This is a genomic window from Paenibacillus urinalis (assembly GCF_028747985.1).
GTDB lineage: Bacteria > Bacillota > Bacilli > Paenibacillales > Paenibacillaceae > Paenibacillus > Paenibacillus urinalis.
In genome coordinates this window covers 3,089,716-3,112,820 of the sequence record NZ_CP118108.1, presented here as the reverse complement: position 1 = coordinate 3,112,820, position 23,105 = coordinate 3,089,716, and the positions used below count along the sequence as shown (strand labels likewise).

The window sequence follows — 23,105 nt, the reverse complement described above, 5'->3', positions numbered from 1 at the left end:
CTTAGTTTGCTTTTTTGGCTTTTCCTGACTTGGCGGCTCTTGAGTATTGTTCCTTGATAAGATCAGCAGTCAGCTGGCCTGATAAAGTAACCATAGGGACACCTCCGCCCGGATGCGTAGAACCGCCGACAAAATACAGATTCTCAATCAAGTCACTGCGGCTAGGTACCTTGAATCCACCGTTCATCTTTCGGTCTGTCACCACACCATAAATGGAGCCGCCATTAGCGCCATATAACCGCTGAAGATCGTCGGGGATAAAAGTATACTCGAATTCGATGTGCTGGCGTATATCCGTAAGTCCCATTCGTTCAAGCTTATTCAGGACAAGCTCCCGATACGCTTCTGCATTGGATTCGAAGCTCTTACCCGGCTTAAGCGGCGGAACGTGGGTGAGGACGAACAAATTTTCTTTTCCCTCCGGAGCTTGAGTGGCATCTGATTTACTAGAAACCCCGATATACACGGTAGGATCATCGGAAGGAATACCCTTGTTAAAGATGTCGTCAAATTCCTTCGCCGGATCCTGAGAGAAGAAGAAGTTATGATGGAGCAGCTGCTCGTACTTCTTGTTGACCCCTAATAGTAGAACCAGCCCGGATACGGTTGGCGCGAATTTATTCAGTTTTTTAGCTGAGTTCAGAGCTCCGTTCTGATCCTTCAATAATGAATGATAGGTTGGAATGGCCTCCAAATTAGAGACGACAAGGTCGGCATCCAGCACGGTTCCGTCTTGCAGCGTCACGCCGGTTGCGATCTTATCCTTCGTATTAATCTTCGTCACCTTGGCGTGGGTGCGTATAGTTACACCTTGCTCATCAAGAACCTTCAGCATTCCCTCTGCGATATTGTACATCCCTCCATCTACATAATAGATCCCGAGTCCGAGCTGCACATAGATGAGCTGAGACAGAACAGCAGGAGCATGGTAAGGGGAGGAGCCGATATACATAATGAAGAAATTAAACAGCTGTCTTAAATGCTTATCCTTCAGATATTTGTCGGTGCTTTGCGCCATGGTACGGAGCGGGTCCATTGCCAGCAGCTCTTTGATTGAATGCATCCCGCGAAGCTCATCAAGACCCGAGAGACTTCTGGCATAAATGCTGCGTCGATTCATATCGTACTGCTTCTGACAGTACTGAAGATATTTTAAGAAATCTGCGGCATCCTCTGAAGAAATATCCTTAATGGTGGACAGCATCTCAGGCAAGTCACTAGTTACGTCAATGGTTACACCGTCTTCAAAAAAAGTTCGCCACTGCGGCTCAATCCGTACCAGCTTCATATAATCTGCCAGCTTGCGTCCAGTGCTCTCAAACAGCTGCTCTAATACCCATGGCATCGTCAATATAGACGGACCTGTATCGAAGGAATACCCTTCACCCGATCGAACGTTCAGCTTACCTCCTGCACGTTCATTTTTTTCAAGAACGGTAACTTCATGACCATCGGCTGCGAGTCTCATTGCCGCTGACAGGCCGCCCAGTCCACCGCCGATGACAATCACTTTTTTGCGCATATTTATTCTCCTCTTCTCCTTCTCTGATCTCGTCGCACCGTATAAAGAGGGTGATATACGGATCATAATTGAAGTAAAAATGCTTAATTACCATACTTACCGGAAGTGCGAAGAAATAAACAGCAGGTGACGCTCCATTTCCTGCTCATATACAGAGGAGGTATATATGTGATGTCACTCATATGGATCCTGGCTGGCCTGATTTCCGGCATCTTATTATGGTCAGAGCTTAAACTGCTGCCGGGAACTAGCGTAAGGCAATCAAGGCGCAAGAACAATCGAGAAGAGCCCCTTGGTAATCCCGCACAAGAAGCGAAGAAATTGACCATAAGTGTGATCATTCCTGCACGGAATGAAGAGAATAATATTGGCAGACTGCTGAAGTCCTTGCGAGAACAGATGAATTCACAGGATGAGATTATTGTCGTGGATGATGAATCGTCAGATCGAACTACAGAGATCGCATACAAGCGGGGGGCAAAGATTATTAAAGCAGGTCCGCTTCCGAGGGGATGGATGGGAAAATGTCATGCCTGCTTCCGAGGGGCTGCGGCTGCGAATGGAGAAATACTGATCTTCCTCGATGCGGATACATATCTGAAGAAGGGAGGGCTTAGTCAGCTGGTACATGCCTATCAATCTGGCTTGATGTCTGTTCAGCCGTTTCATGACACCTGGACCGCTTACGAGAAGCTGTCCGGCCTATTTAATATCGTAGTTGCGGTGTCTGCCGGAAGTGGCAAGAAGGGAACAGGTGCTTACGGTCCATGTGTAGTGACTAGTAGAGAAGCTTATGATAGCGTCGGCGGACATGAGCAGGTAAAGGGCGAGATATTGGATCATCATGCACTGGCTCTTCGATTTGAAGCCGCAGGATATTCGGTTGTTAATTATATTGGCAGAGGAGCGCTTCATTTTCGGATGTATCCGGGAGGCGTTAGAGAGCTGTTTCAAGGCTGGATTAAGAGTATGGCTTCGGGTGCAGCCGCAACCCGATTTACCAAGCTTTTTACTGTCGTTCTATTTCTGATAGGCGCATTCACGGCAGCTCTGACTCTCCTATTCTGGGACTACGGATTGATGTCTGTCGCTGTTTATGGACTGTATTCAGCTCTTATGGCAGGACTCCTTCGCAAAGTAGGGAAGTTTGGAGCTATATCGGCCATACTTTACCCTATCCCGCTGCTTGCTTTTATCAGTGTATTCTCTGTATCGATGCTGCACACCTTTGTTAACAGGCAGGTTCGCTGGAAGGGAAGGGAGCTTGCCCTTGATCCAGAGGAGAATCAACAAGGATAAAGAACAGAAGAGGGATGTCCATGGATTCGCAGATGTTGAGTGTTATATGGAATATAGGAATAAATGCTGGGGCGTGGCTTCTGCTTCACCTGCTTGTGACTGCAGTTCACGCCCGGCTGCCGGATCGCTGGTTTGCAGTCACTGGATACCCGGCTTCTAAAAAGGAACTGTTATTCTACACGAACGGGCTAAAGATCAAAGCTTGGAAGAAGCGTCTTCCTGATGGTGGAGGCTGGTCGAAGCAAGGCTTTCGTAAAAAAAGGATCGAAGAGAGGAGTGAAGCCTACTTGGAGCGGTACCAGCTTGAGGCTCATCGTGGGGAGTGGTGCCACCTCATTTCTATGCTGCCTGCGCCTTTGTTCTTCCTCTGGAATCCTCCCATGGTTGGGATGATGATGGTCCTGTATGCGCTCGCAGCCAATCTGCCTTGCATATTTGCCCTCCGGTATAATCGGGCTCGGATCCTCCGTCTTCTAGATCGAAGAGCTGCACCAATCGCCAGCGATTCTGTTGTACAAATAGACCCAGGCACAAGATGATCGCCTGGGTCTGATATCATTAAGATGCTTATACTTCAATGGATTTAATGATGCGGGCAGGGTTGCCCCCAACGACGACATTGTCCGGTATATCCTTGGTAACAACGGCTCCACTGGCAACGACGACATTGTTCCCAATAGTTACACCAGGATTAATAATGGCGCGTCCGCCAATCCAGACGTTGTCTCCAATGGTAACTGGTTTGCCGAATTCCTCATACCGTTCACAGCGGGACAGCGGGTCGAGTGGATGCGTTGCCGTGTATATATGTACACCTGGCGCGAGCAGACAGTTGTTTCCGATTCTAACCTCGCACACATCAAGGATTACACAGTCAAAGTTGGCGTAGAAGCCGTCTCCGACATGAATGTTGTAACCATAATCGCAGCGGAAGGTAGATTCCACACAAATATTGTCTCCAACACTTCCAAACAATTTGCGAAGCAGCTCACTCCGGTGTTCGCGGTCGCTTTCAATAGACTGATTATAGAGCCGGGTCAGCCTTCTAGCGTGCTCACGGTCCTTCGTAAGCTCGGCATCTCCTGCCAAGTATAACACCCCTGCAAGCATTTTTTCTTTTTCTGTCCTCATGTTGAGTTTTCCTCCTGGCGTATTCATTCACTATAAGATTATCGCTAAATATAAGATCTCGTGCAAGGAGGAAGTCCGTGAACTTTTTTTCTTATAACTGCGGTGATGTGTGTAATCCCTATGGATGGTTAGTACTGTACACCTTCACTGGTCAAGTCCAGCCATTCTACTTCCTGTTGTGTCAGCTGAACGTTGGCCCCTTGATCGCAGGAAGCCAGCTCCGCTGGATTACGGGCGCCGATCAAGGCACAGGTTGGGTAGTTCTGATTCAGTACATATGCGAGTGCGATCTGAATAACGGTAACGCCTTTATCTTCTGCAAGCTGCTTCGCTCGACTGAGTCGCTCCCAGTTCTGATCATTATAGAACACACGCACAAGATCAGCATCATCCTTGTTATCAGGTGTAAATTTGCCAGTGAAAAATCCACGGGCCTGCGACGACCAGGATAACAGAGGGAGCTGGGTTTCTTCATGCCACTTGCTCGTTTCTTGATCGACGGATACACATCCCGGCCAGAAGGGTTCATTTGCCTTGGCAAGACTTAAATTCGGACTGCTGAATGTAAAGCCAGCAAGTCCATTGCTTGCGGCATATGCATTCGCTTCGGTAAGACGCTGCCAGCTCCAATTGGATGCACCTGCGGCTCCAATCCGGCCGGCAGCAATATGCTCATTCAGTGCATCGATGATATGCTCGACTGGAATTGACGGATCATCCCGATGAAGGCCGTACAGCTCGATGTGATCGGTCTGCAGACGCTCCAGGCTGACAGCCAGATCGTGATCAATAGCCTGTTTGTTCACCCGCGGACCTTGTCTGTCGTGATGAGCCCCCTTTGTGAAGATGGCAATCTTGTCCCGATTGCCTGACTCCTGCAGGTAGCGTCCGATAACCTCTTCACTCTGACCTCCGGTATAGATATGTGCAGTATCGATCGTGTTGCCGCCGATGGCCAAGAATGCTTCGATATTGGTCACGACCTGATCAAAATTTTCATGCATGAAATAATCGGAACCTTTAATCAAACGAGAAATAGGCTTCTTTGATCCTTGAATCGAAATATATTCCATATCCATTTCCTCCTTAAGAGTAATGTGCAGAATTGTTCTTCTTGACTAATTAGAGGGTGATTCTTTCCCGCTTCGTAGCCGAGACAAGAGCAGACTCAACGACTCTCATATTGCGGACGGCATCCGACGGTGTAAATGCGGGTGTACTGCGTTCAAAGACGACATCGGCAAAATGATCCACCATAGCAGAGTATTGATTAATGACCGGCACCTCGATCTCACGTTTGCCCAGCTTGCCATTCACGATAAATCCTGCTTCGCTGTCATGACTGCAAACGAAGGCAGAAGGGACTTCAATGGTTCCTTCCGTACCGAGCACTTCAAGCCGATTCCGGAAGGACGCCCACATACCACAATCGAAGATCAGCGAGACATCGTTCGGAAATTCGAGGAATCCGGAAGTCATCATGTCTACATCGCCGTGCTTCGGCGAGAAGAACGATTGTGCTGTTACGGCCTCCGGCTCCAGTCCGGTCAAGAAGCGGGCAGCACTGATTGGATAGCAGCCGACATCATATATAGACCCGCCGCCCATCTCCTTGTTAAAGCGGATGTTGTTTGTACTGTCTCCGCTGTTGAATGTAAAGTTCGCATGAAGACCACGTACGGTGCCGATCTCACCGGAAGCGATTACATCTTTGATCATTTGATATCTGGGATGATGGCGATACATGAATGCTTCAGCCAAGTGAACGCCTGCTTGCTCACAAGCGATTACCATTCGCTCAGCTTCCTCAGCCGTTAACGCGATGGGTTTCTCACACAGCACGTGCTTACCTGCTTCGGCCGCTTTGATCGTCCATTCCATATGCAGATGGTTCGGCAATGGGATATAGACAGCATCGATGTCGTCTGAGGCAAGCAGATCTTCATAACTGCCATAAGCATGTTTGATGTTCAGTTCCTTGGCGGCTTCTTCTGCTTTTGCTTGATCCCGGCTGGCGATCGCAGTAACTTCATTAAACTGGGAGTATTGCAGTCCGGGAATGACGGATTTTCTTCCTATATTGGCAGTACTGAGTATACCCCATCGAAGTTTTTTACTCATATGCTTTATATCCTCCTGACTAAATATTATGATGATATTGTCATTGTATTGAATTTGGAATGAAATTAAAATAATACGATTTTGTGTTCGAATAACACAATATTGTTCTACATTGGAGGAGTAGGCGATGCAGCGGCAAAGTCACTTGGTCACAACTCAAAATCCTCGGTTTTTTTGTTATCCCGAATCGGTAGGAATGTACAGCGATATGCCTAAACATACGGTGACAAGACAGAAGGGAGCATTAAACAATTTTAATATTCACTATATTGCTTCCGGTAAGGGCTACATCGAAATCGATGGCATGCTGCAGGAGCTCGGGGCGGGTGATGCCTTCTTGTACTTCCCGCTGCAGGAGCAACGATATTTCAGCAATGAGCAAGAGCCATGGGACATTCGGTGGGTCCACTTCTATGGAAGCAATATGACAGAATATATGCTGGATCAGGGATTTCAGCATCATCGAATATGGAGCCTGCGGAATGGGGCCGAGTGGGAAAAAGCTCATCTCGAGCTATTGACTGAAGCAGAAAATAACAAGATGTTAAATCCGACAATGCTGTCTACGCTTACTTTTGCCGTCGTGACGGAGTTTGTCCATCAGGCTGTCCCGCGTACAGGCAATGGCAGCAGATCCGGTGGATCCATTCAGCGTATTCTAGATCTGCTGCCTGAGCTTCAACAGGAGGCGGTAAAGCCGTTCGAGCTAGAACTGTGGGCAAATAAAGCGGGAGTTAGCGTTCATTATTTTTGCAAATTGTTCCGTAAGGCCATCAATATGACACCGATGGATTTCGTAACCCAGTGCAGACTCCAATATGCGAAGCAGGCGCTACTGGTACAGGAAGAGCGTACGATAGGAGACATCGCCTCAGAAGCGGGGTACCCTAGCAGCAGCTACTTCAACCGGAAGTTCCTGGAGCATGAGGGAGTGACGCCCACGGAGTATCGGAGATTATTTGGCAGGACAAATTGAATAGCAGAACAAGCTTGGGCTGCTTGATCCAAGAGAGCATCCGAGCAGCATTATGCCTTTTTCTTATGTTCTAAATGGATTGTTTTTTTACGTAGCTGCTTGTTTAATCCTGTGGATCGCGAACCGAGTGTACATTATCATTCGGAGATAGGGACTGAATAGTAATTACATTAGAGCCGCTGACTTAAACTGGACCCCTGTTGCTGGACAACCTTCTAACAGCTGGAGGTTCAGTACAGTTTTTGCGGCTTTTTTCAATATCGTAGTGCGTTTTTGTTGTTTCGATATTCTTTTGGGGTCATCTGATGATGTTTTTTAAACGACTGAATAAAGTGATTCACTTGATTGAACCCAACCTTCTGGGCAATCTCTGTAATCGTATATTGGGTAGATTCTAGCAGCTCACAGCTTCTCTTAATGCGGTACTCAACTAGATAGGTATATGGAGTCCTATGTATGCTTTTCTTAAAGCTGCGGGTACACTCCGATATACTCAAATGCGCTTCGTCTGCAATTTCCTTCAACGTTATCGTGCTCGTGTAGTGTTGGTGAATATAGCTAAGCATCAATTGCATTCGTTCCTGCTGTAGTTTGTTATGTTTAGAAGACTCTTCTGAAGATAGTGAAATATGAGAGATGAAGATGAGCCATAACTGAACCGTATCTATGGAAATTTCATATTGCCATCCCCACTTTTTTGGTGAATCAAATTTCTTCTTCAGCTTCCAGAGGATTTGCAGGATTTCATTATGCCACGCTTCATTCCCCGGGATCTCAACGGACAGCAGGGAAGAATTCGTGAAGGGAAGAACATGGGTTTTCTCCATCGCACTATTAGAGTAAAAAGCGAGCAGCTTCTCAGGAAAATTAAAACTGACATACTGGCCGTCTGAAGTTAAGTGCGTAACAATATGAAGAACCCCTTTATTAATAAAAATAGCCTGTCCCTCTTCTAAATCATAATTAATTCCATTAATTTGAATCGTTAATTTCCCTCTGGTTACTAAAGTGAACTGTAAGTCCTCATGCCAATGCAGATCATTAAATCCCCGTCCTCGCGGAATCGACTCACGGACGGAGTGGGTGTACATAATGTAAGGAAATCTCTCGTCAGGATATTGGATGGTTTCGTGCAATGGTTTTTTCAATCGTAAGGCTCCTTTAATTGACGATATTTCTATATAATTCAATGATATATTTACACAAAATAGCAAATGGTGATGATATTATTATATCCAGCTTCGGCTTATCTGTGCACAGATAATCAATTTGTAATCATGATTACTGGGAGGAGCCATGTTAAAACATAATAAACCATCCATGATTTCACATCCATTTGTTCTGTTGTTTATCAGTATTTTATCCGTTTCGATATCTTCCATCATGATCAAGTTCTCGGATACACCGACTTCGGTGGCTGGGATGTACAGACTCTTCATCTCCGTTATCATCATGCTCGCGTTCGTTCCGAGGAAGCAGCTCGTTTCCATTCAACTGAGTAAAAGAGAAGGCTGTATCGTTCTTCTTGCTGGTGTATTTTTAGGGTTATACTTTTTGTTTTGGATGGAATCGCTTGTCTACACCTCTGTTGCAAGCTCTATGGTGATCTTGTCATTGCAGCCGTTATTTGTAATGCTCGGTTCCTATTTTTTGTTCAAGGAACGTGTTAGCCTGCTAACGGTTGTGTGTATGATCATTGCTCTTTTTGGCTCCATCTTCATCGCATGGGGAGACATCAGCATATCAAGAGAAGCTCTATTTGGAGATGGCTTGTCCTTCATCGGTACCCTGTTCGTGTCGGCTTATTTACTCATGGGCCAAAAAGTAAGCAACAAAATCGATGCCAATGTTTACAGCATCATTGTCTTTTTTATCGGTGGTACAGTGATGCTCATCTATAATTTGTTTCAAAATTATTCACTGGTTCAATATCACCTATCGGACTGGATCTATTTTTTGCTCCTTGCCATTATTCCGACTATTTTTGGCCAATACATTTTTAATATATTGTTGAATTCTATTGGGGCAACTACCGTTTCAGTAGGAATCATCGGGGAGCCGGTGCTCGCCATTATTCTTGCTTATTTCTTCTTAGGGGAAATGATATCTGTGTTTCAGCTCATAGGCGGCATGCTGACTCTAATGGGTATGGGCTTGTATTTCTGGTCAAAATCGTTGAAGTACAGTGTTCAGCGTACGAACTGATTTGATGTATAATGATGATCTAACTAACATGAAGAGCCTGTCGTAGGAGTGGAGTCGATTTAATGCTTAAAAAGTTTGGATTTTGGTTACCATTATTCAGTCTATTCGTGTGCTTATATAATGCTATAGGTGAGGATGACAAGAACTTATTACTATATTTCACGAGTCCTCATCTGATGTTTATTGAGAGTTACACCTCCATTGGACGTCAATTCAATGGCATGTTAGCACTTTACTTGATTAATATCGTCGGATGGCTTGTGATCGGTATCATGATTGATCTAATCGTAAAAGCGATAAAACGAAGATAAAAAAAGGCAGCATTTCAAGCAGGGGGGAGTTCCACCTATCACTTGAACTGCTGCTATTTTTATCTAAATCGACTCAATCTGTCCCACGTCAGGCGGGAACCAGAGATACCGCAAATCAACCCATCCTTGTGATCCGGGCCTGATGCCTCGGACGGAGGGCAGGAAGGAGGTCTGAAAGGGACGGTCGTACATGACGTACAGATGATCCTGTTCGATCAGTTGTTCTTCGATCTGCTGCAGCATACGTAATCTCTCATCTGCGCTCCGTACCAACAATATCTGGTTTAGGCCATTTAATAGGTTCTCTTCAACAGAACACTCTACATGGGAGGATAAAGTTAAGTACAAGTCATGACGTCGGAGAGACTCGTCCCAGTCCATTAGGAGAGAGAACAGAATGAGATCAGACTCCATCCGAATAGGACCTTTAAAATCCTCGGGCATAAACACCTTTACTCTTACTTTGTAACCAAATCGCTCTAGGCGCTCCTTAATATTCATCGCGTCCGGCCGATATTGCGGAATCGTAATGAGTACAAGGTAGGTTCCGTCTACGCTATCTGGCAGCAGAGCTTTTGGGTGGATTCCGGATAAGGTCTGCTCTTCATACTTAATACACTGAAACACATGTTTGCGTACTTTGGGATCTTTCAGCGGTCCTTCTTTTCTCGTATTGCAGGTCAGCAGCTTGCGTACCAAGGTATGTGAACTATACTGGCTCTGGTTCTGCTTAATATTGCTGTTGCCAAGCAGCACATGGAAGAGCGGGTCCGCTCCGTCCTGGGCTTCCGCATTCTGTTCGGGCAGTGACCAAGGAATCTGAATAATCTCCACAACATCCAGGTGAGGACGCGAGATAAAATAAGCCGAGAACGCCTCAAGGATACACATGCTGGAGTTAAACTCCGTTATCTTAAAGGGACCCGTTCCACTGAATCGGATCTCATCGTGTTCTGCTGCTTCATCCAGTCCGGAAGGAACGATCACTGCCCTGCTTGTACATAAGAACGGCAAAAAGTGCTCGTTCGGAGCGTTCAGCGTAAACCTAACACAGGTGCTGCCGAGCGCTGTAACGGATGCGATGGACTGTACGACAAAATTATAAAGTAAAGGCTCTCGATGCTGTCTTAATCGTTCAAAGGTGTATACGATGTCGTCAGCAGTGAGCGTTTTTCCATGATGAAAGTAAACATCCTTGCGCAAATAAAATATCCACGTCATTCGATCCTCACTGACATCGTAGTCATGAGCAAGATGAGGAATAACTTCTCCCGTCTCGTTCCGAGTCAGAAGTCCGTCGTAGATGTGACTTGTGACAAAAGACTCTGCCAGCAGATTCATAGCCAGCGGATCCATCGTGTGAATTTGCTGACGTAGTGGCAGGCGAAGGATATCGATCTGCTCTTTATCCTCATTCACCTGGGTGTGATGTCCAAAATAACGCATAAGCCATCCTTGCAGACGGCCGGGCAATTTAGCCGAATCGGTATATTCTTTAATGTCATCCATGACTTTCTTAATCTCATGGCGGTCAATCGCCTTGATCATGGAGATGGCGGCAATCTCTTCTGGATCAACCCGAAATTTAAGCTCAGAGCGCTTACCTCGTCCCCGTTGTGAATGCCACTCAATCCAGCCTTCGGCTTCCATTTTACGAATAATATTAAGGGCATTGCGGTGTGTGCATTCCAGCGTTTCTGCCATCTCATCGAGAGTAATTTGTACGCTTGCTTCGCTTCCATAGTAACCATGCAGTCGTAAAAATTGGGAATGAAGCTTCATTCGTCATTCAGCCCCTTACTAAAATACGAAATTTACATAAGTATATTTTCTATTTATTTTCATATTTTATCACCTAAAATTAGGATTATAAACCTAAAGTTTTGGGGGACGCTCAAATGAAGTTAAATTTACCTGTCATAAAATCACCCGCGCGCAGCTTATTCACACTCCTAGGTGCTGTGATTCTTGCGATCATCCACCAGAATTTGTTCTTCGAACATGCACCTGGAGTATCCATTCCTGTATTTATCCTACTGTTCTATGGCTATGTGCTGGGATTTGCCGGGGATCGACTGCACGGACTATCACCCTTTGCTATTTTTTTGTTTGCAGTTATTTTCATGCTGTCGTTAACTTACTTACTCTTTGATAATCCGATATTTTATGTGCTCAATATCCTGATCCTCCCCGTCCTGGTTGCTTACCATGTGACATTGCTGCTGGGCTACAACCCTCAGGTCTGGTGGAAGACTGGAATTATTAAAGATATACTGTCGCATTTAATTCCAAGGACCCTTAGACATATCCCTACCGCCTTTACCAGTATCACTTCTACATACTCTAAGCGGGTTAATGAAGGTTCAAGAGCCATCAGCCGTAAAATCGTATTCGGAGTTGCCATCTCCGCACCGCTTGTCATTATTGTGATCTCCTTGCTGTCTTCTGCTGACGGTATGTTCGAGAGAGTGATGTTCGGTATTCCGAGGTGGTTAGATGAGATTACCTATAGTGAAGGATTTTTTCGATTCATGTGGATCTTGATGTTCACGTTGTTCTTCTTCGGATACGTATATGGATTTATTCATCCAGTGTCCGTGAGGAAGACAGATCCGGAGACGACGCATTGGAGAGAGGCAGACATCGCCACTCCTCAAGAAGGAGATCTATTGAAGGGGGAACCTGAGTGGAGATCATTAGCAGAAACAGCGGGTACTAAGGATAGAATATCAGAGAGCGGGCCTGATTCTCTTCGTCTGCGACTGGATCCGATTATTGCCTCCACCGTTCTGACGATGGTGAATGTCGTCTACCTGGTGTTCGTTATTCTGCAGTTCACTTATTTGTTTGGAGCCTTTGAAGGAGCACTGCCCGATGGCATGACTTATGCCGACTATGCAAGAAGGGGCTTTGCCGAGCTGATGCTTGTCGCGCTGCTTAATTTCGGAATTCTGATGGGGGTACTCCTGTATACGGACGATAATGGCTCAGGCGTACTTCAAATTATTCAAAAAGTGCTGCTCTACATTCTCGTAATCTGTTCGATCATCATTTTGTATTCAGCCTTTTCCAGACTGGCATTATATGAAGAAGCCTATGGCTTTACTTATCTCCGATTTCTTGTGCATGCTTTCATGCTGCTTCTCGCCATACTTATGGTTATTGCCGGTCTGAGGATCCATTTTGAACGAATTCCTCTGGCCAAGTGTTATATCGTCTTCGGGCTTGCAGCGTATGTTGCGATCAATTATGCGGGGATGGACAACTATATTGCCGAGAAAAATATCGAGCGGTATCACATCCACCAAAAGATGGATCCTTATTTCCTTAGCTCATTGTCTATGGATGCTGTGCCTGTGCTCATTGAGTTCAGCAGGGAGTATCCCGAGATTCAAAATGATCTTAAGGCAGACTATAATAGACTGAATGAGAGAGAACAAGCTTGGCCTTCCTTCAACGTAGCAGAATATCGCGCGCATCAAGCACTGAAGGCATATTTTGAGCAGGAGTAGAGCCATATCTTTCTCTTACAACATATAGATCGCGGGGATATTAACGGATGAAGAATTTGTCAGAAATCGAACAAAACATATTGCAGTCGGCTGAGGTATATGTGAAGCATGAATTGGGGCAGGAGAAAACAGGCCATGACTGGTGGCATATTCACCGGGTCGTAAGGTCAGCTGAAAAAATAGCTGCCGCAGAGCAGGCGGACATGTTCGTCTGTATGCTTGCTGCCTATCTTCATGATATCGCTGATGAGAAGCTGAATCCTTCCAAAGAGGCAGGGATGGCCAAGGTTGAGAACTGGCTTCAATTTCACTCGGTAACCGTTAAAGATCGGAAGCATATTCTGGAGATTATCTCTACCATGTCCTACAACGGCGGTCATAACCCGCCAATGCGCACGATTGAAGGTCAAGTGGTTCAGGATGCGGACAGGCTGGATGCGGTTGGTGCGATATCCATTGCCAGGGCGTTTGTCTATGCAGGGGCCAAAGGTCATTTGATCTATGATCCATCCATTAAGCCAAGAGAAGCTATGTCGACAGATCAATATCGCAATGAAGAGAGCACGGCAATTAATCATTTTTATGAGAAGCTTCTGAAATTAAAGGATCTAATGAACACCGAGTACGGACGAAAGCTGGCAGAACAAAGGCATGCCTTCATGGAGCAGTACTTGGAGCAATTTTTTAACGAATGGGAAGGTGAAGTGGTGTAAGCAGTTAAAGGACATATGAAATTGATATAGGTAGTGTATAATAGTTGCAAATAGATTAAAAGACAGAGGAGCTACATCACAATGGGAGTAGAGATCGAACGCAAATTCATGCTTACAGCCTATCCAATAGCTTTAATACAAGCTGGAGATATTGTCATGATGAAAGAGCAGTTTATAGAACAGACGTATCTTGCGCTGGACGGGGATCAGGAGCTGAGAGCCCGGAAGATAACAGATCTGAGCACAAACGAAGTAGAATATACCCATACCTTCAAGAAGGGGTGGGGCTTGGCACGAGAGGAAGTCGAATACCATATCTCGGAAGGGCTGTACAATCAGATTATGGAGGCTCACGGGACCATTCCGCTGACGAAGAAGCGAACTACCGCTGCGTGGAATAACAGAGTAATCGAGATCGATGAATATGACCAGATCCAGCTGGCGGTGCTGGAGGTGGAATTCCTGAGTCTGGAGGAAGCAGAGAACTTCATCGCACCCGAATGGTTCGGCCGGGATATTAGTACGAGCAAGGAGTACAGTAATAAGAAAGTATGGAGTGATCTGCAGAACCGGGGCGAGTAATAGAGTAAGAGTATGTGGATATTGGTATAGATGTAGTGGAAGCTGGCTCGAGCCGGCTTCTTTTGCATAATGGAAGAAAAATATAAAGTAAATGAAGAGATTGGTCAATATGTGAAAACAATCACAAATCGATATTAGGATTCATGTTACATTGTAGTCAAGAGATAAGAAGGAGATGAGAGTCATGAGAGAGTTAATGCCCGATCAAATAACGCGCTTGTATTTACAGAACTGTTATACCTGTGAGGATGCTGCATTATGCGCTACAGAAGAGGATTGCCTCAATTGTTGGACAGAGCAGGGCTTAATTGACAGGGAAGAAGAAGCAGGGGAGAATACACAGCATTATTTACGGATGATGCATGTGTGATGAATGGAGAGAATGAGCGCCTTAATTAAATATAGGCTGAATAGCAGCTGATCCAAAGCATGGAGGCGTATGCTTACGACGACATGCTTTTTTTTGTTGGCGGAAGCTTCCCCTTATATCCTGGGATTAAAAAGAGTATAATGATAGATATCTAAAGGAGGTGAATCCTTTTGCTATGGTTTGAGCTTCAAGATCTGCATCATTTGATTCCATATTTGGCATCTGCCGGCTTGGTATTTGCCGTAACCTGTGCATCGCTGCTTCATCTGATGGGAAGACTCGAGGAGTTTGGGATACGGAGAACTGCGGAATGGCCGGAATTCAATCCACCTCAGCGCCTGACCCGTGTGAAACGGGCTGTACGCTCCATATTAAGAATGATTCGTAGAATCAAAATTTCTCCTGATGATGATTCAGATGAGTGCCTTCCCTCGTTGATAACACGCAAGATCGATCAACGAGGAGGATATCAATGGACAAATCAAAAGGATTCCCTGGACGGACGTTACGGTTATACGGCATTATCGCGAGTGTACTCATCGCATTATTGTTATCAGGCTGCGGTTCGAATGTAACAGAGATTACGAGTAGTACGCCTGGTTTTTTTAATCATTACATTGTGTTTCCTATATCTTATGTGATCACTCATATGGCGGGATGGTTTCAGGGAAGCTACGGACTTGCGATTATTGTATTGACGATTGTTGTACGCTTGCTGCTGTTCCCGCTCATGCTCAGACAGACGAAATCTCAGCAAAACATGAAGCGTGTGATGAAGGGGATGCAGCCAGAGCTGGATGCACTCAAGAAAAAATACGAGAATAAGAAAGATCCGGAAAGTGCGCAGAAGATGCAGCAGGAGATGCTTGAGCTCTACAAGAAGCACAAGTTCAACCCGCTTAATATTGGCTGTCTGCCGATTCTAATTCAGCTGCCTATATTGACTGGTGTATATACGGCCATTAGGCTTATGCCGGAAATGAGCAGTCACACCTTCTTGTGGTTCACACTTGGAGAGCCGGATGTGATTCTGGCGATCATTGTAGCGGCGATCTACTTGCTGCAGACCCGAATTTCGATGAAGAACATGCCTGCAGAGCAGCGGAAGCAGTTTGCCATAATGGGCTATGTATCTCCGATTATGATGGCTTTCTTCTCGATCAGTGCACCTGCAGCGATTCCATTATACTGGATGGCCGGAGGAACTTTTCTTATAGTTCAGACCCTGCTGTTCCAAAAAATGTATCCAATGGAGCCTGCCGAAGATGATAGTCCTGCTTCCCCAGCACCCAAGACCAAAGGCACGAACCCAGCTTAATTAGGATAAAGCCCTTTTACTTCGTTTATGAAGTAGAAGGGCTTTTTTGCTTGGATAGGATAAATGGATTCGATCATTGTGACGATATTATATAGAGTCTGCTGTATTATGATCCTCTGAGCGAAACATTTCTGAATACATAGGAGTGAAAAAATGATTATTCAAGGGGGTTACAACTACTATATTGTAGTGCTCTCCATTATTATTGCCATTCTGGCTTCTTATTCTGCTCTCAGTATCACATCTAAAATATCAAACTCTAAAGGTAAAATGCAGCTATTCTGGCTGTTTGCCGGAGCCCTAGTGATGGGAGCTGGCATATGGTCAATGCATTTTGTCGGAATGCTGGCCTTTCATGTGCATACGGCCGTGGAATACGATGTGTGGCTTACGGTGCTCTCTATGGTAGCGAGTGTCGTTTCCTCCTTTATTGCGTTTTACATCACCAAGCCCCAAAATGTCAGCCGGTTGAAAATTGCATTCGGCGGGTTTTTCATGGGCAGTGGGATCATTATGATGCATTATGTAGGGATGGAAGCTATGATCATGCCGATGGACATCAGCTATGATCCCGTGCTGTGGATCCTGTCTGCGCTCATCGCTTATGCCGCATCGTATGCAGCGCTGTTCTTGTTCTTGAAATTCCGGAATCAAGCCTCTGCCAGCTGGTTGAAATGGGTATCCTCCATCGTTATGGGCTTTGCGGTCTGCGGAATGCATTACACAGGTATGAAGGCCGCTACATTCACAGGTCATGATCAGATGCCGACACATGATCACGCAGCTTCGGTGGATTTGTTTTTATTGTACGGAGTGACGGTGGCTACATTCATTATTTTACTTGTGTCATGGTGCGCCTTATTTCTTGACCGCCATGTGCTTGAGAGAATGGCCTACGAGGACAGTCTTACAGGGCTGCCTAATCGCAATGAGATGAATCGATTCTTTGATACTTATGCAGGCGATGAAGAGCTGGCCGTGTTATTTCTGGACCTGGATCAGTTCAAAGCGATTAACGATACCTTGGGCCATGACATCGGTGATCTGCTCATTCAGGAGGTAGGCACCCGCTTAAAACCGTTTATAGCTGTTGATCTGCAGGCTTTTCGAATTGGTGGGGATGAGTTCTTGTTCATCATTAAGAATTGCAGCTTACAACAAGCAGAAGCTTATGCGGAGAGAATCATCAAAGAAATAAAGAGGGTCCATCGCATTGAAGGAAATGAGCTCTATGTGACAGGCAGTATTGGAATCAGCATCGGATCCATTCAGCATACAGAGCGGTCTAGTCTGTTAAAAACGGCGGATACCGCCATGTACAAGGCTAAAGGACTCGGCAAAAATCAATATTGCATCTATACGGAGGATATGGGTGTCAAAGAAGTAAGGAAGATGGAGCTGGAGAAGGATTTGCAGCTTGCAATCGAGCAGCAGCAGTTCTATATGGTGTACCAGCCGAAGTGTAATGTGCGGACGAACAGCCTGGTCGGATTTGAGGCTCTGATCAGATGGGAGCATCCTCGATTAGGTCAGATATCTCCAGGTGAATTCATTCCGATTGCCGAAGAGACGGGACTGGTGATACCGATGACCAAATGGGTGCTGTTAGAAGCTTGCCGCCAGTGTAAAGAATGGCAGTCGCAGAGGATTCATCAACCCATTTCGGTCAACTTATCGTTTCGGCTATTTCAGACGGATAACCTGACGGAGTTAATCCCATGGGTACTACAAGAGACTCGGCTGGAGCCAGAGATGCTTGAGCTCGAAATTACGGAGTCCATGGTGTTTCACGATATCAATGACATCATTTCGCAGCTGCATCGAATTCGAAATACAGGAGTCCGTGTCTCCATGGATGATTTTGGCACAGGTTATTCCTCAAATGGATTACTGGACCGACTTCCGATCGACACATTGAAGCTCGATCGGCTGTTTACATACGACCTGGACACACCGAGTAAACGTGCGATCGTTCATGCCATTATATTGATGGCGGAGAAGCTCCAGCTGGAAGTCATTGCGGAGGGAGTAGAGAATGAGGAGCATATCGAGTTCTTAACTGAGCTTGGATGTTATGTCATGCAAGGGTATTACTATGGAAAACCGATGAAGAATGAGCGGATAGGACAGTGGATTGAGGACTTTCAAGTACCGGAGAGAGTTAGTAGTTAAGTATAAATAGAGAGGCTGCCATCAAATATGGTGGTCTTTCTTTTATGTAAGGGAGCTAACAACTTTCAAGACAGACGAAACGTCTTACTCTAGGGAGGGATTGTTGTGAACAAGAATGAGGGGTCTGACAAATTTAGCAAATTCGTATTATGGGTCATCATTAGCACCATAACCGAAATAATTACCTTGTATGTTCTTAGCTCAATGAATCCACACGATGACGGTTTTAATGCCTATTTTCGTTCGGTTAGCGGCTTCTTTTCTTTCTTTATAGGGTTGATCATTCCACTTACGATAATCATATTTCTATTCTTTTTTGTAATGCTGCTGCTGCATGACCGGCTGAGAGGTTTAACCCAGCTGAGTAAAATCGTCTACTATTTGTTTATATGCGTACTTTCAGGGATATTGCTGCACTTCGTATTTAATCCGGATTGGTATATGCTCTACTTTAGTTCATTCATTCCACCAGTCTTATTTGGCATTGTGCTAGAGAAGGGTTGGTTGAGACAAACTTAAGAGTTAGGTCAGTAGATTAGTATCTCATTGTATAATTAGGAAGTTAGACACCATGCATTATTCTTGTTGAAGCATCGTGATGGTTGTTGTACAGATAATCTCGTTGTTTGAAGTTTGTAAGTATGGGTTGTTTGAGAATATTTCTGAAGTTCAGACATAAGAGAGTTATATGAAAGGGATGCAAGATAGAGATTGTAATACAAATCAAGAACACTTGTACGCAGTTATAAATAAAGGTAAAATATAACTACAATTGAATCTTGGGTGGGCATGGTTTCCCTTCGAAAGGAGGTGAAGCCATGGAAGTGAAAGATGCATTAACGATTATGTTCCTCTTTGGGACGTTCATTCTTGCTCTTTTAACATACATCAATAATAACAACAAGAAAAAGTAAAAACCCACCCAAAGGTTGAGGCCAGAGGTGGGTTTTGTTCCTTTACGACTTAGAAGGGAATAGACCATCCAAGCCAATTGTACTGACCAAGTGTTCGCTGCACTTGGTCTTTATTACATATATAATATCACAAAGATAAAATGTATCAAAGCGTGAAATAATATTGAAAGTGATAATAAGAAAAAAGTGATAAGTTGAACGGTAAAACGAAGATGACATCCCCATCATATAACATAGTATTCACGCATCGGGGCTATCGCCCCTCGGTTGTTTAGATGTATAATCGTGGAAGAAGTTCAGACAACAAACGCCCCAGCCCAAGATAAGAGCTATCTATGGCTGGGGCGTTTCGTGAATACAAGAACGTTATAGGAAATCAACTCAAGATCGGATAAAACCAACAAAAAATACAGAGGGGATTAAAGAATGAATCCAATACTAATTGACTTTCCAAACCAATTTACAACAGAAAGGCTATTGATCAGAATACCTCAACCTGGTGATGGCAAAATAGTGTACGAAAGTATAATCTCATCGATCAATGAGCTCAAGCAATGGTTACCTTTTGCACAATACGAACAAAGTGAACAGACAATCGAAGCAAATCTACGAGAAGCACATGTAAAGTTCATTAAGAGAGAAGATCTGAGATTTCTGATATTTGATAAAGAAACTAACCAATTCATTGGTTCATCTGGATTGCATAGGCCAGATTGGGAGATTGGCAAATTCGAAATCGGTTACTGGATTGATACGCGTAAGAGTGGAAATGGATATATGACTGAAGCAGTGCAAGGGATAACAAATTTTGCCTTTGCAGAGTTGAAGGCTAGAAGAGTAGAAATTCGTTGTGATACTTTAAATTATAAAAGTAAGGCTATTCCAGAACGGATAGGCTTTCAATTTGAAGGTACATTAAGATGTGATGATTTATCAGTAGATAAAAGTCAAACAAGAGATACTCATATATATGCTCTAGTTAAATAAATAATTGGTGTTAGTGGATCGAATAGGCGTTGACCTCCTATAACAACATATTCACGCACTGAGATATCCATCTCTCGGTTCGGCAGAGAATTTCGGGGAAGCGGGAGCAGCTGGACAACTCTGCACTGGCTAAGTCTGTCGGACCCGGGGCATGCGCCACTTAAGCCAGTATGGGATTGTTAAAAGATTATCATATTATTTTGGAGGGCATAAAATGATCTTTGAAGTGACTACTCAAGTTCGGGTATCTAATATTGAAGAGGGACAAAAGTGGTATGAAATACTCTTAAATAGAAAACCTGACGTTATACCACATTGGGGAATTTGCTGAGTGGGAGCTAATCCCTGGGTGCTGGTTACAGGTTGCTGAAGGAACACCTACTGAAGGTAATGGTCCATTACGTTTGGGAACAACAAATATTGAGGCTAAAAGAGATATACTTGTAAAATTATTAAAAATAAACGATTTTGAAATATACTTAAGACCCGAGGTTTCAGTCAAATGGGGAACCTTTTCAGATCCTTGGGGAAATCGTCTTGGATTTTTCGAGTATTTGAATAAGAGTGAAGAACAAGAACGTATAAAGACGATCATTGGACCTAAAGAAATAGAATGAAAGAATGGATCAATCAAGAATTTAAATAGAAGAGCTGATTGGTGGGCATGGTTTCCCTTCGAAAGGAGGTGAAGCCATGGAAGCAAAAGACGCAATAACGATTATGCTCCTTTTTGGAACATTCATTCTTGCTCTTTTAACATACATTAATAATAACAACAAGAGAAAGTAAAAAAAACCACCCCAAGGTTGCAGCCAAAGGTGGGTCTATCTCCGTATTGACTAAGAAGGGACTACCCATCCAAGCCAATTGTATGGACCAAGTGTTAGAGCACTTGGTCTTTATTAAATATATACTACCATAATTGAAAAGATGTATCAAAGAATTAAATGAAATCAAATTCCAGGGCAGCACTTATTGATAAATTAAGATTTAAACAACTTAGAAAAAACATAGTAGAAAGTGTTGGCGAAGATCATAAGGATCTTGTACTTATCGATTATTTTGAACAAGAAAGTGAAATTATCTGTGAGTTTAAAGTATACAAAAAATATTAGTTAATGAAGGATATGTATACTACATCATCTCTTCTTCATTTGGATTAAATGGATGGATATTAGCTAAGAAAATTAAAGTTAATAAGATGGACTAATCGGAGTATAACTTAGAGAAGGCAGGATTTTTTAACAACATACTCACGTCGGTGGTAATATCTGAAAATGAGCGCTATAATCTTCCATATATTCATAGAGAGGGGACCACTCATGAACCAAAAGCCGTCAGAAGAAGAATACGCTGGTGATATTGGTGCGTATATCCGGTTAGTTCCGGAAGGCAACATCATTGACATCTTGCTCGCACAGGAAAAGCAAATGACGAAGCTGCTGTCATCCTTGACAGAAAGCCAAGGTGCTTATCAGTATGCCGAAGGAAAATGGACGCTTAAAGAAGTCGTGGGCCACATTGTGGACTCGGAGCGGGTCATGACGTATCGCCTGCTCCGGTTTGCAAGAGGAGACCAGACACCTCTGCCCGGGTTCGACCAGGAGGTGTTCATTCCTCCTTTTGGAAACTGGACAATTGCGCAATTGGCCGAAGACTACATGGCCGTAAGACAAGCGACGATAACGCTGCTACGCGGGCTGCCGGTGGAGGCCTGGTCTCGTAAGGGCACGGCTAACGACGTAAACATTACCGTGCGTGCCCTCGCGTACGGTATTACGGGACATGAACTCCACCATATGGGGGTCATCCGCACACGGTACCTAAGTTAGACGTTAAGAAGATTCGGGCGGAAGCTGCATAGACAAAGTGGCTTCCGTCTTGTTTTTCCATGCCCAACCCTCCCGTTCAAATGCAGATAGGAAATCAGAAGGGAAGTAGAATCCATGAAACGAGTTAATGTAGCATACTCCTTAATAACAGATCAATCTAAATCTAAAGTACTCGCAGTCAAGAATGTAGGACGCTCGAGTTGGTCTCTGCCTGGCGGTGCTGTCGAGCCTAATGAATCATTAGATCAAGCTGCTGTTCGAGAAGCCAAGGAAGAAACAGGGCTAGATGTTAAAGTCTACGGTATTGTAGCAATCAACGAATGCCAATTTGATAAGCTACAGGAGCATGCACTATTTATAACCTTTAGAGCAGAGATCATTGGAGGGATCGAAGAGATATGGAGACCAGATGAAATTTCTGAAATTGCTTGGTTAGATATCGAACAGGCAGATGAATTAATGCCTTATCATAAGAATGGCTTTAGGAGCTTAATCTACGGCAATGAGATTACCTATTTTAATGAAGGGATCAAATAAATGAGATCAACGGGATTTCATATATAAGAACACTTGTGCGTAGAAATAATTTGAGGTAAAATTTGACTGAAATCAAATCTAGCATTGAACAAAAATGAGGTGTTTTATCTGATGAAATCCACGGATCTGATTATTCTGAATTTTGAAGAAGTACGAAGAAGAAGTATGAAAGTATGGACATCCATACCTTCTGAGTATTTGAATTGGAAGCCAGATGATCAAGCAATGAGCTGCATTGAAATGATTCGTCACGTATTAGAATCGGAACATTATTACCATTTAGCCATATTAAATCGTGGAAGTTTAAAGAGCTTTGCTTCACCATTTGAGTCGCATCCGTATACATCGGTGGAAAGAGAAATTGAATTTGCTACGCCATATAGAAATGCATTTCTCGAAACAGTCAGTTCATTTGAACAATCCGACCTGGAGAATATAAAAATTGATCGCTCAGATGTTGGGTATATAAGAACACTCGGAGATATGTTATTAAGAATTGCATATCATGAATCTGTACATACGGGTCAATTGCTTGATTACTTACGGACTGCAGAGGTTCCAAGAATAAGAATATGGGATTAAGAGTCGTCCATGATCGATAGG

25 protein-coding genes and 1 pseudogene are annotated in these 23,105 nt (G+C 44.2%); 20 read left to right on the top strand and 6 right to left on the bottom strand.

All coding sequences use genetic code 11. The features are described 5' to 3' along the window. Position 1 precedes the first annotated feature (1 nt). Positions 2-1,522: a phytoene desaturase family protein gene (locus tag PUW25_RS14430; protein WP_047910359.1), complete on the bottom strand. Its 1,521-nt coding sequence runs from the start codon at positions 1,520-1,522 to the stop codon at positions 2-4. A 171-nt stretch (positions 1,523-1,693) separates the two neighbouring features. On the opposite strand from PUW25_RS14430, the gene PUW25_RS14425 reads away from it, so the two are divergent. Beyond that, a complete protein-coding gene (locus PUW25_RS14425; RefSeq protein WP_052511734.1) occupies positions 1,694-2,821 on the top strand; it encodes a glycosyltransferase family 2 protein in 1,128 nt (375 codons plus the stop codon). 20 nt (positions 2,822-2,841) lie between these two features. Then, positions 2,842-3,360 carry a glycosyl-4,4'-diaponeurosporenoate acyltransferase CrtO family protein gene (locus PUW25_RS14420; RefSeq protein WP_052511732.1) on the top strand — a complete coding sequence of 173 codons (519 nt, stop codon included), beginning with the start codon at positions 2,842-2,844 and terminating at the stop codon, positions 3,358-3,360. 28 nt (positions 3,361-3,388) lie between these two features. Here the strand turns inward: PUW25_RS14420 and PUW25_RS14415 are convergent, their stop codons facing one another. The 3 genes from PUW25_RS14415 to PUW25_RS14405 form a co-directional block, all read right to left on the bottom strand. Beyond that, positions 3,389-3,952: a sugar O-acetyltransferase gene (locus PUW25_RS14415; RefSeq protein WP_047910358.1), complete on the bottom strand. Its 564-nt coding sequence runs from the start codon at positions 3,950-3,952 to the stop codon at positions 3,389-3,391. 128 nt (positions 3,953-4,080) lie between these two features. After that, positions 4,081-5,025: an aldo/keto reductase gene (locus PUW25_RS14410; RefSeq protein WP_274338378.1), complete on the bottom strand. Its 945-nt coding sequence runs from the start codon at positions 5,023-5,025 to the stop codon at positions 4,081-4,083. A gap of 49 nt (positions 5,026-5,074) precedes the next feature. After that, positions 5,075-6,073, bottom strand: coding sequence for a Gfo/Idh/MocA family protein (locus PUW25_RS14405; protein WP_047910356.1), 999 nt, complete (start codon positions 6,071-6,073; stop codon positions 5,075-5,077). Positions 6,074-6,200: 127 nt separating this feature from the next. On the opposite strand from PUW25_RS14405, the gene PUW25_RS14400 reads away from it, so the two are divergent. Then, entirely contained in the window at positions 6,201-7,049 is an 849-nt protein-coding gene (locus tag PUW25_RS14400) for an AraC family transcriptional regulator (protein ID WP_047910355.1), read from the top strand. A gap of 254 nt (positions 7,050-7,303) precedes the next feature. Here PUW25_RS14400 and PUW25_RS14395 read toward each other — a convergent pair whose 3' ends face one another. Further along, positions 7,304-8,197, bottom strand: coding sequence for a helix-turn-helix domain-containing protein (locus tag PUW25_RS14395; protein ID WP_047910354.1), 894 nt, complete (start codon positions 8,195-8,197; stop codon positions 7,304-7,306). A gap of 148 nt (positions 8,198-8,345) precedes the next feature. Here PUW25_RS14395 and PUW25_RS14390 point away from each other — a divergent pair, with 148 nt between their 5' ends. Beyond that, entirely contained in the window at positions 8,346-9,254 is a 909-nt protein-coding gene (locus PUW25_RS14390; protein ID WP_047910353.1) for a DMT family transporter, read from the top strand. Positions 9,255-9,316: 62 nt separating this feature from the next. Further along, positions 9,317-9,565 (top strand): hypothetical protein, encoded by a 249-nt coding sequence (locus PUW25_RS14385; RefSeq protein WP_047910352.1) that lies wholly within the window; start codon positions 9,317-9,319, stop codon positions 9,563-9,565. A 63-nt stretch (positions 9,566-9,628) separates the two neighbouring features. Here the strand turns inward: PUW25_RS14385 and PUW25_RS14380 are convergent, their stop codons facing one another. After that, complete coding sequence (locus tag PUW25_RS14380) at positions 9,629-11,347, bottom strand: ABC transporter substrate-binding protein (RefSeq protein ID WP_047910351.1); 1,719 nt, start codon at positions 11,345-11,347, stop codon at positions 9,629-9,631. A gap of 116 nt (positions 11,348-11,463) precedes the next feature. On the opposite strand from PUW25_RS14380, the gene PUW25_RS14375 reads away from it, so the two are divergent. The 15 genes and pseudogenes from PUW25_RS14375 (at position 11,464) to PUW25_RS14305 (ending at position 23,084) form a co-directional block, all read left to right on the top strand. Then, a complete protein-coding gene (locus PUW25_RS14375) occupies positions 11,464-13,077 on the top strand; it encodes a DUF4153 domain-containing protein (RefSeq protein WP_047910350.1) in 1,614 nt (537 codons plus the stop codon). Between the two features lie 47 nt (positions 13,078-13,124). Then, the gene (locus tag PUW25_RS14370) at positions 13,125-13,790 is read left to right on the top strand and encodes an HD domain-containing protein (RefSeq protein ID WP_047910349.1); all 666 of its coding nucleotides are present in this window, start codon (positions 13,125-13,127) and stop codon (positions 13,788-13,790) included. A gap of 81 nt (positions 13,791-13,871) precedes the next feature. Continuing rightward, complete coding sequence (locus PUW25_RS14365; RefSeq protein WP_047910348.1) at positions 13,872-14,372, top strand: CYTH domain-containing protein; 501 nt, start codon at positions 13,872-13,874, stop codon at positions 14,370-14,372. A gap of 184 nt (positions 14,373-14,556) precedes the next feature. Then, positions 14,557-14,742 carry a hypothetical protein gene (locus PUW25_RS14360; protein WP_047910347.1) on the top strand — a complete coding sequence of 62 codons (186 nt, stop codon included), beginning with the start codon at positions 14,557-14,559 and terminating at the stop codon, positions 14,740-14,742. Positions 14,743-14,912: 170 nt separating this feature from the next. Further along, positions 14,913-15,317, top strand: coding sequence for a hypothetical protein (locus PUW25_RS14355; RefSeq protein ID WP_193745987.1), 405 nt, complete (start codon positions 14,913-14,915; stop codon positions 15,315-15,317). Continuing rightward, a complete protein-coding gene (gene yidC, locus PUW25_RS14350) occupies positions 15,215-16,060 on the top strand; it encodes a membrane protein insertase YidC (RefSeq protein WP_047910346.1) in 846 nt (281 codons plus the stop codon). Before PUW25_RS14355 ends, yidC begins: the two co-directional genes overlap by 103 nt. A gap of 153 nt (positions 16,061-16,213) precedes the next feature. Further along, positions 16,214-18,232, top strand: coding sequence for a bifunctional diguanylate cyclase/phosphodiesterase (locus PUW25_RS14345; protein WP_274337234.1), 2,019 nt, complete (start codon positions 16,214-16,216; stop codon positions 18,230-18,232). A 105-nt stretch (positions 18,233-18,337) separates the two neighbouring features. After that, positions 18,338-18,751 (top strand): hypothetical protein, encoded by a 414-nt coding sequence (locus tag PUW25_RS14340; protein ID WP_047910344.1) that lies wholly within the window; start codon positions 18,338-18,340, stop codon positions 18,749-18,751. 299 nt (positions 18,752-19,050) lie between these two features. Further along, positions 19,051-19,146: a competence inhibitor ComI gene (gene comI, locus PUW25_RS14335; protein WP_019419116.1), complete on the top strand. Its 96-nt coding sequence runs from the start codon at positions 19,051-19,053 to the stop codon at positions 19,144-19,146. A 426-nt stretch (positions 19,147-19,572) separates the two neighbouring features. Further along, positions 19,573-20,133: a GNAT family N-acetyltransferase gene (locus PUW25_RS14330; RefSeq protein WP_047910343.1), complete on the top strand. Its 561-nt coding sequence runs from the start codon at positions 19,573-19,575 to the stop codon at positions 20,131-20,133. Positions 20,134-20,347: 214 nt separating this feature from the next. Further along, a pseudogene (locus PUW25_RS14325) lies at positions 20,348-20,750 on the top strand (VOC family protein). A 76-nt stretch (positions 20,751-20,826) separates the two neighbouring features. Further along, on the top strand, positions 20,827-20,922 hold the full coding sequence (comI, locus tag PUW25_RS14320; RefSeq protein WP_152557644.1) for a competence inhibitor ComI: 96 nt from the start codon (positions 20,827-20,829) through the stop codon (positions 20,920-20,922). 533 nt (positions 20,923-21,455) lie between these two features. Next, on the top strand, positions 21,456-21,965 hold the full coding sequence (locus PUW25_RS14315) for a DinB family protein (RefSeq protein WP_047910342.1): 510 nt from the start codon (positions 21,456-21,458) through the stop codon (positions 21,963-21,965). A 114-nt stretch (positions 21,966-22,079) separates the two neighbouring features. Further along, the gene (locus PUW25_RS14310; protein WP_047910341.1) at positions 22,080-22,502 is read left to right on the top strand and encodes an NUDIX hydrolase; all 423 of its coding nucleotides are present in this window, start codon (positions 22,080-22,082) and stop codon (positions 22,500-22,502) included. Between the two features lie 111 nt (positions 22,503-22,613). Next, complete coding sequence (locus PUW25_RS14305; RefSeq protein WP_047910340.1) at positions 22,614-23,084, top strand: DinB family protein; 471 nt, start codon at positions 22,614-22,616, stop codon at positions 23,082-23,084. The last annotated feature ends 21 nt before the right edge of the window (positions 23,085-23,105 follow it).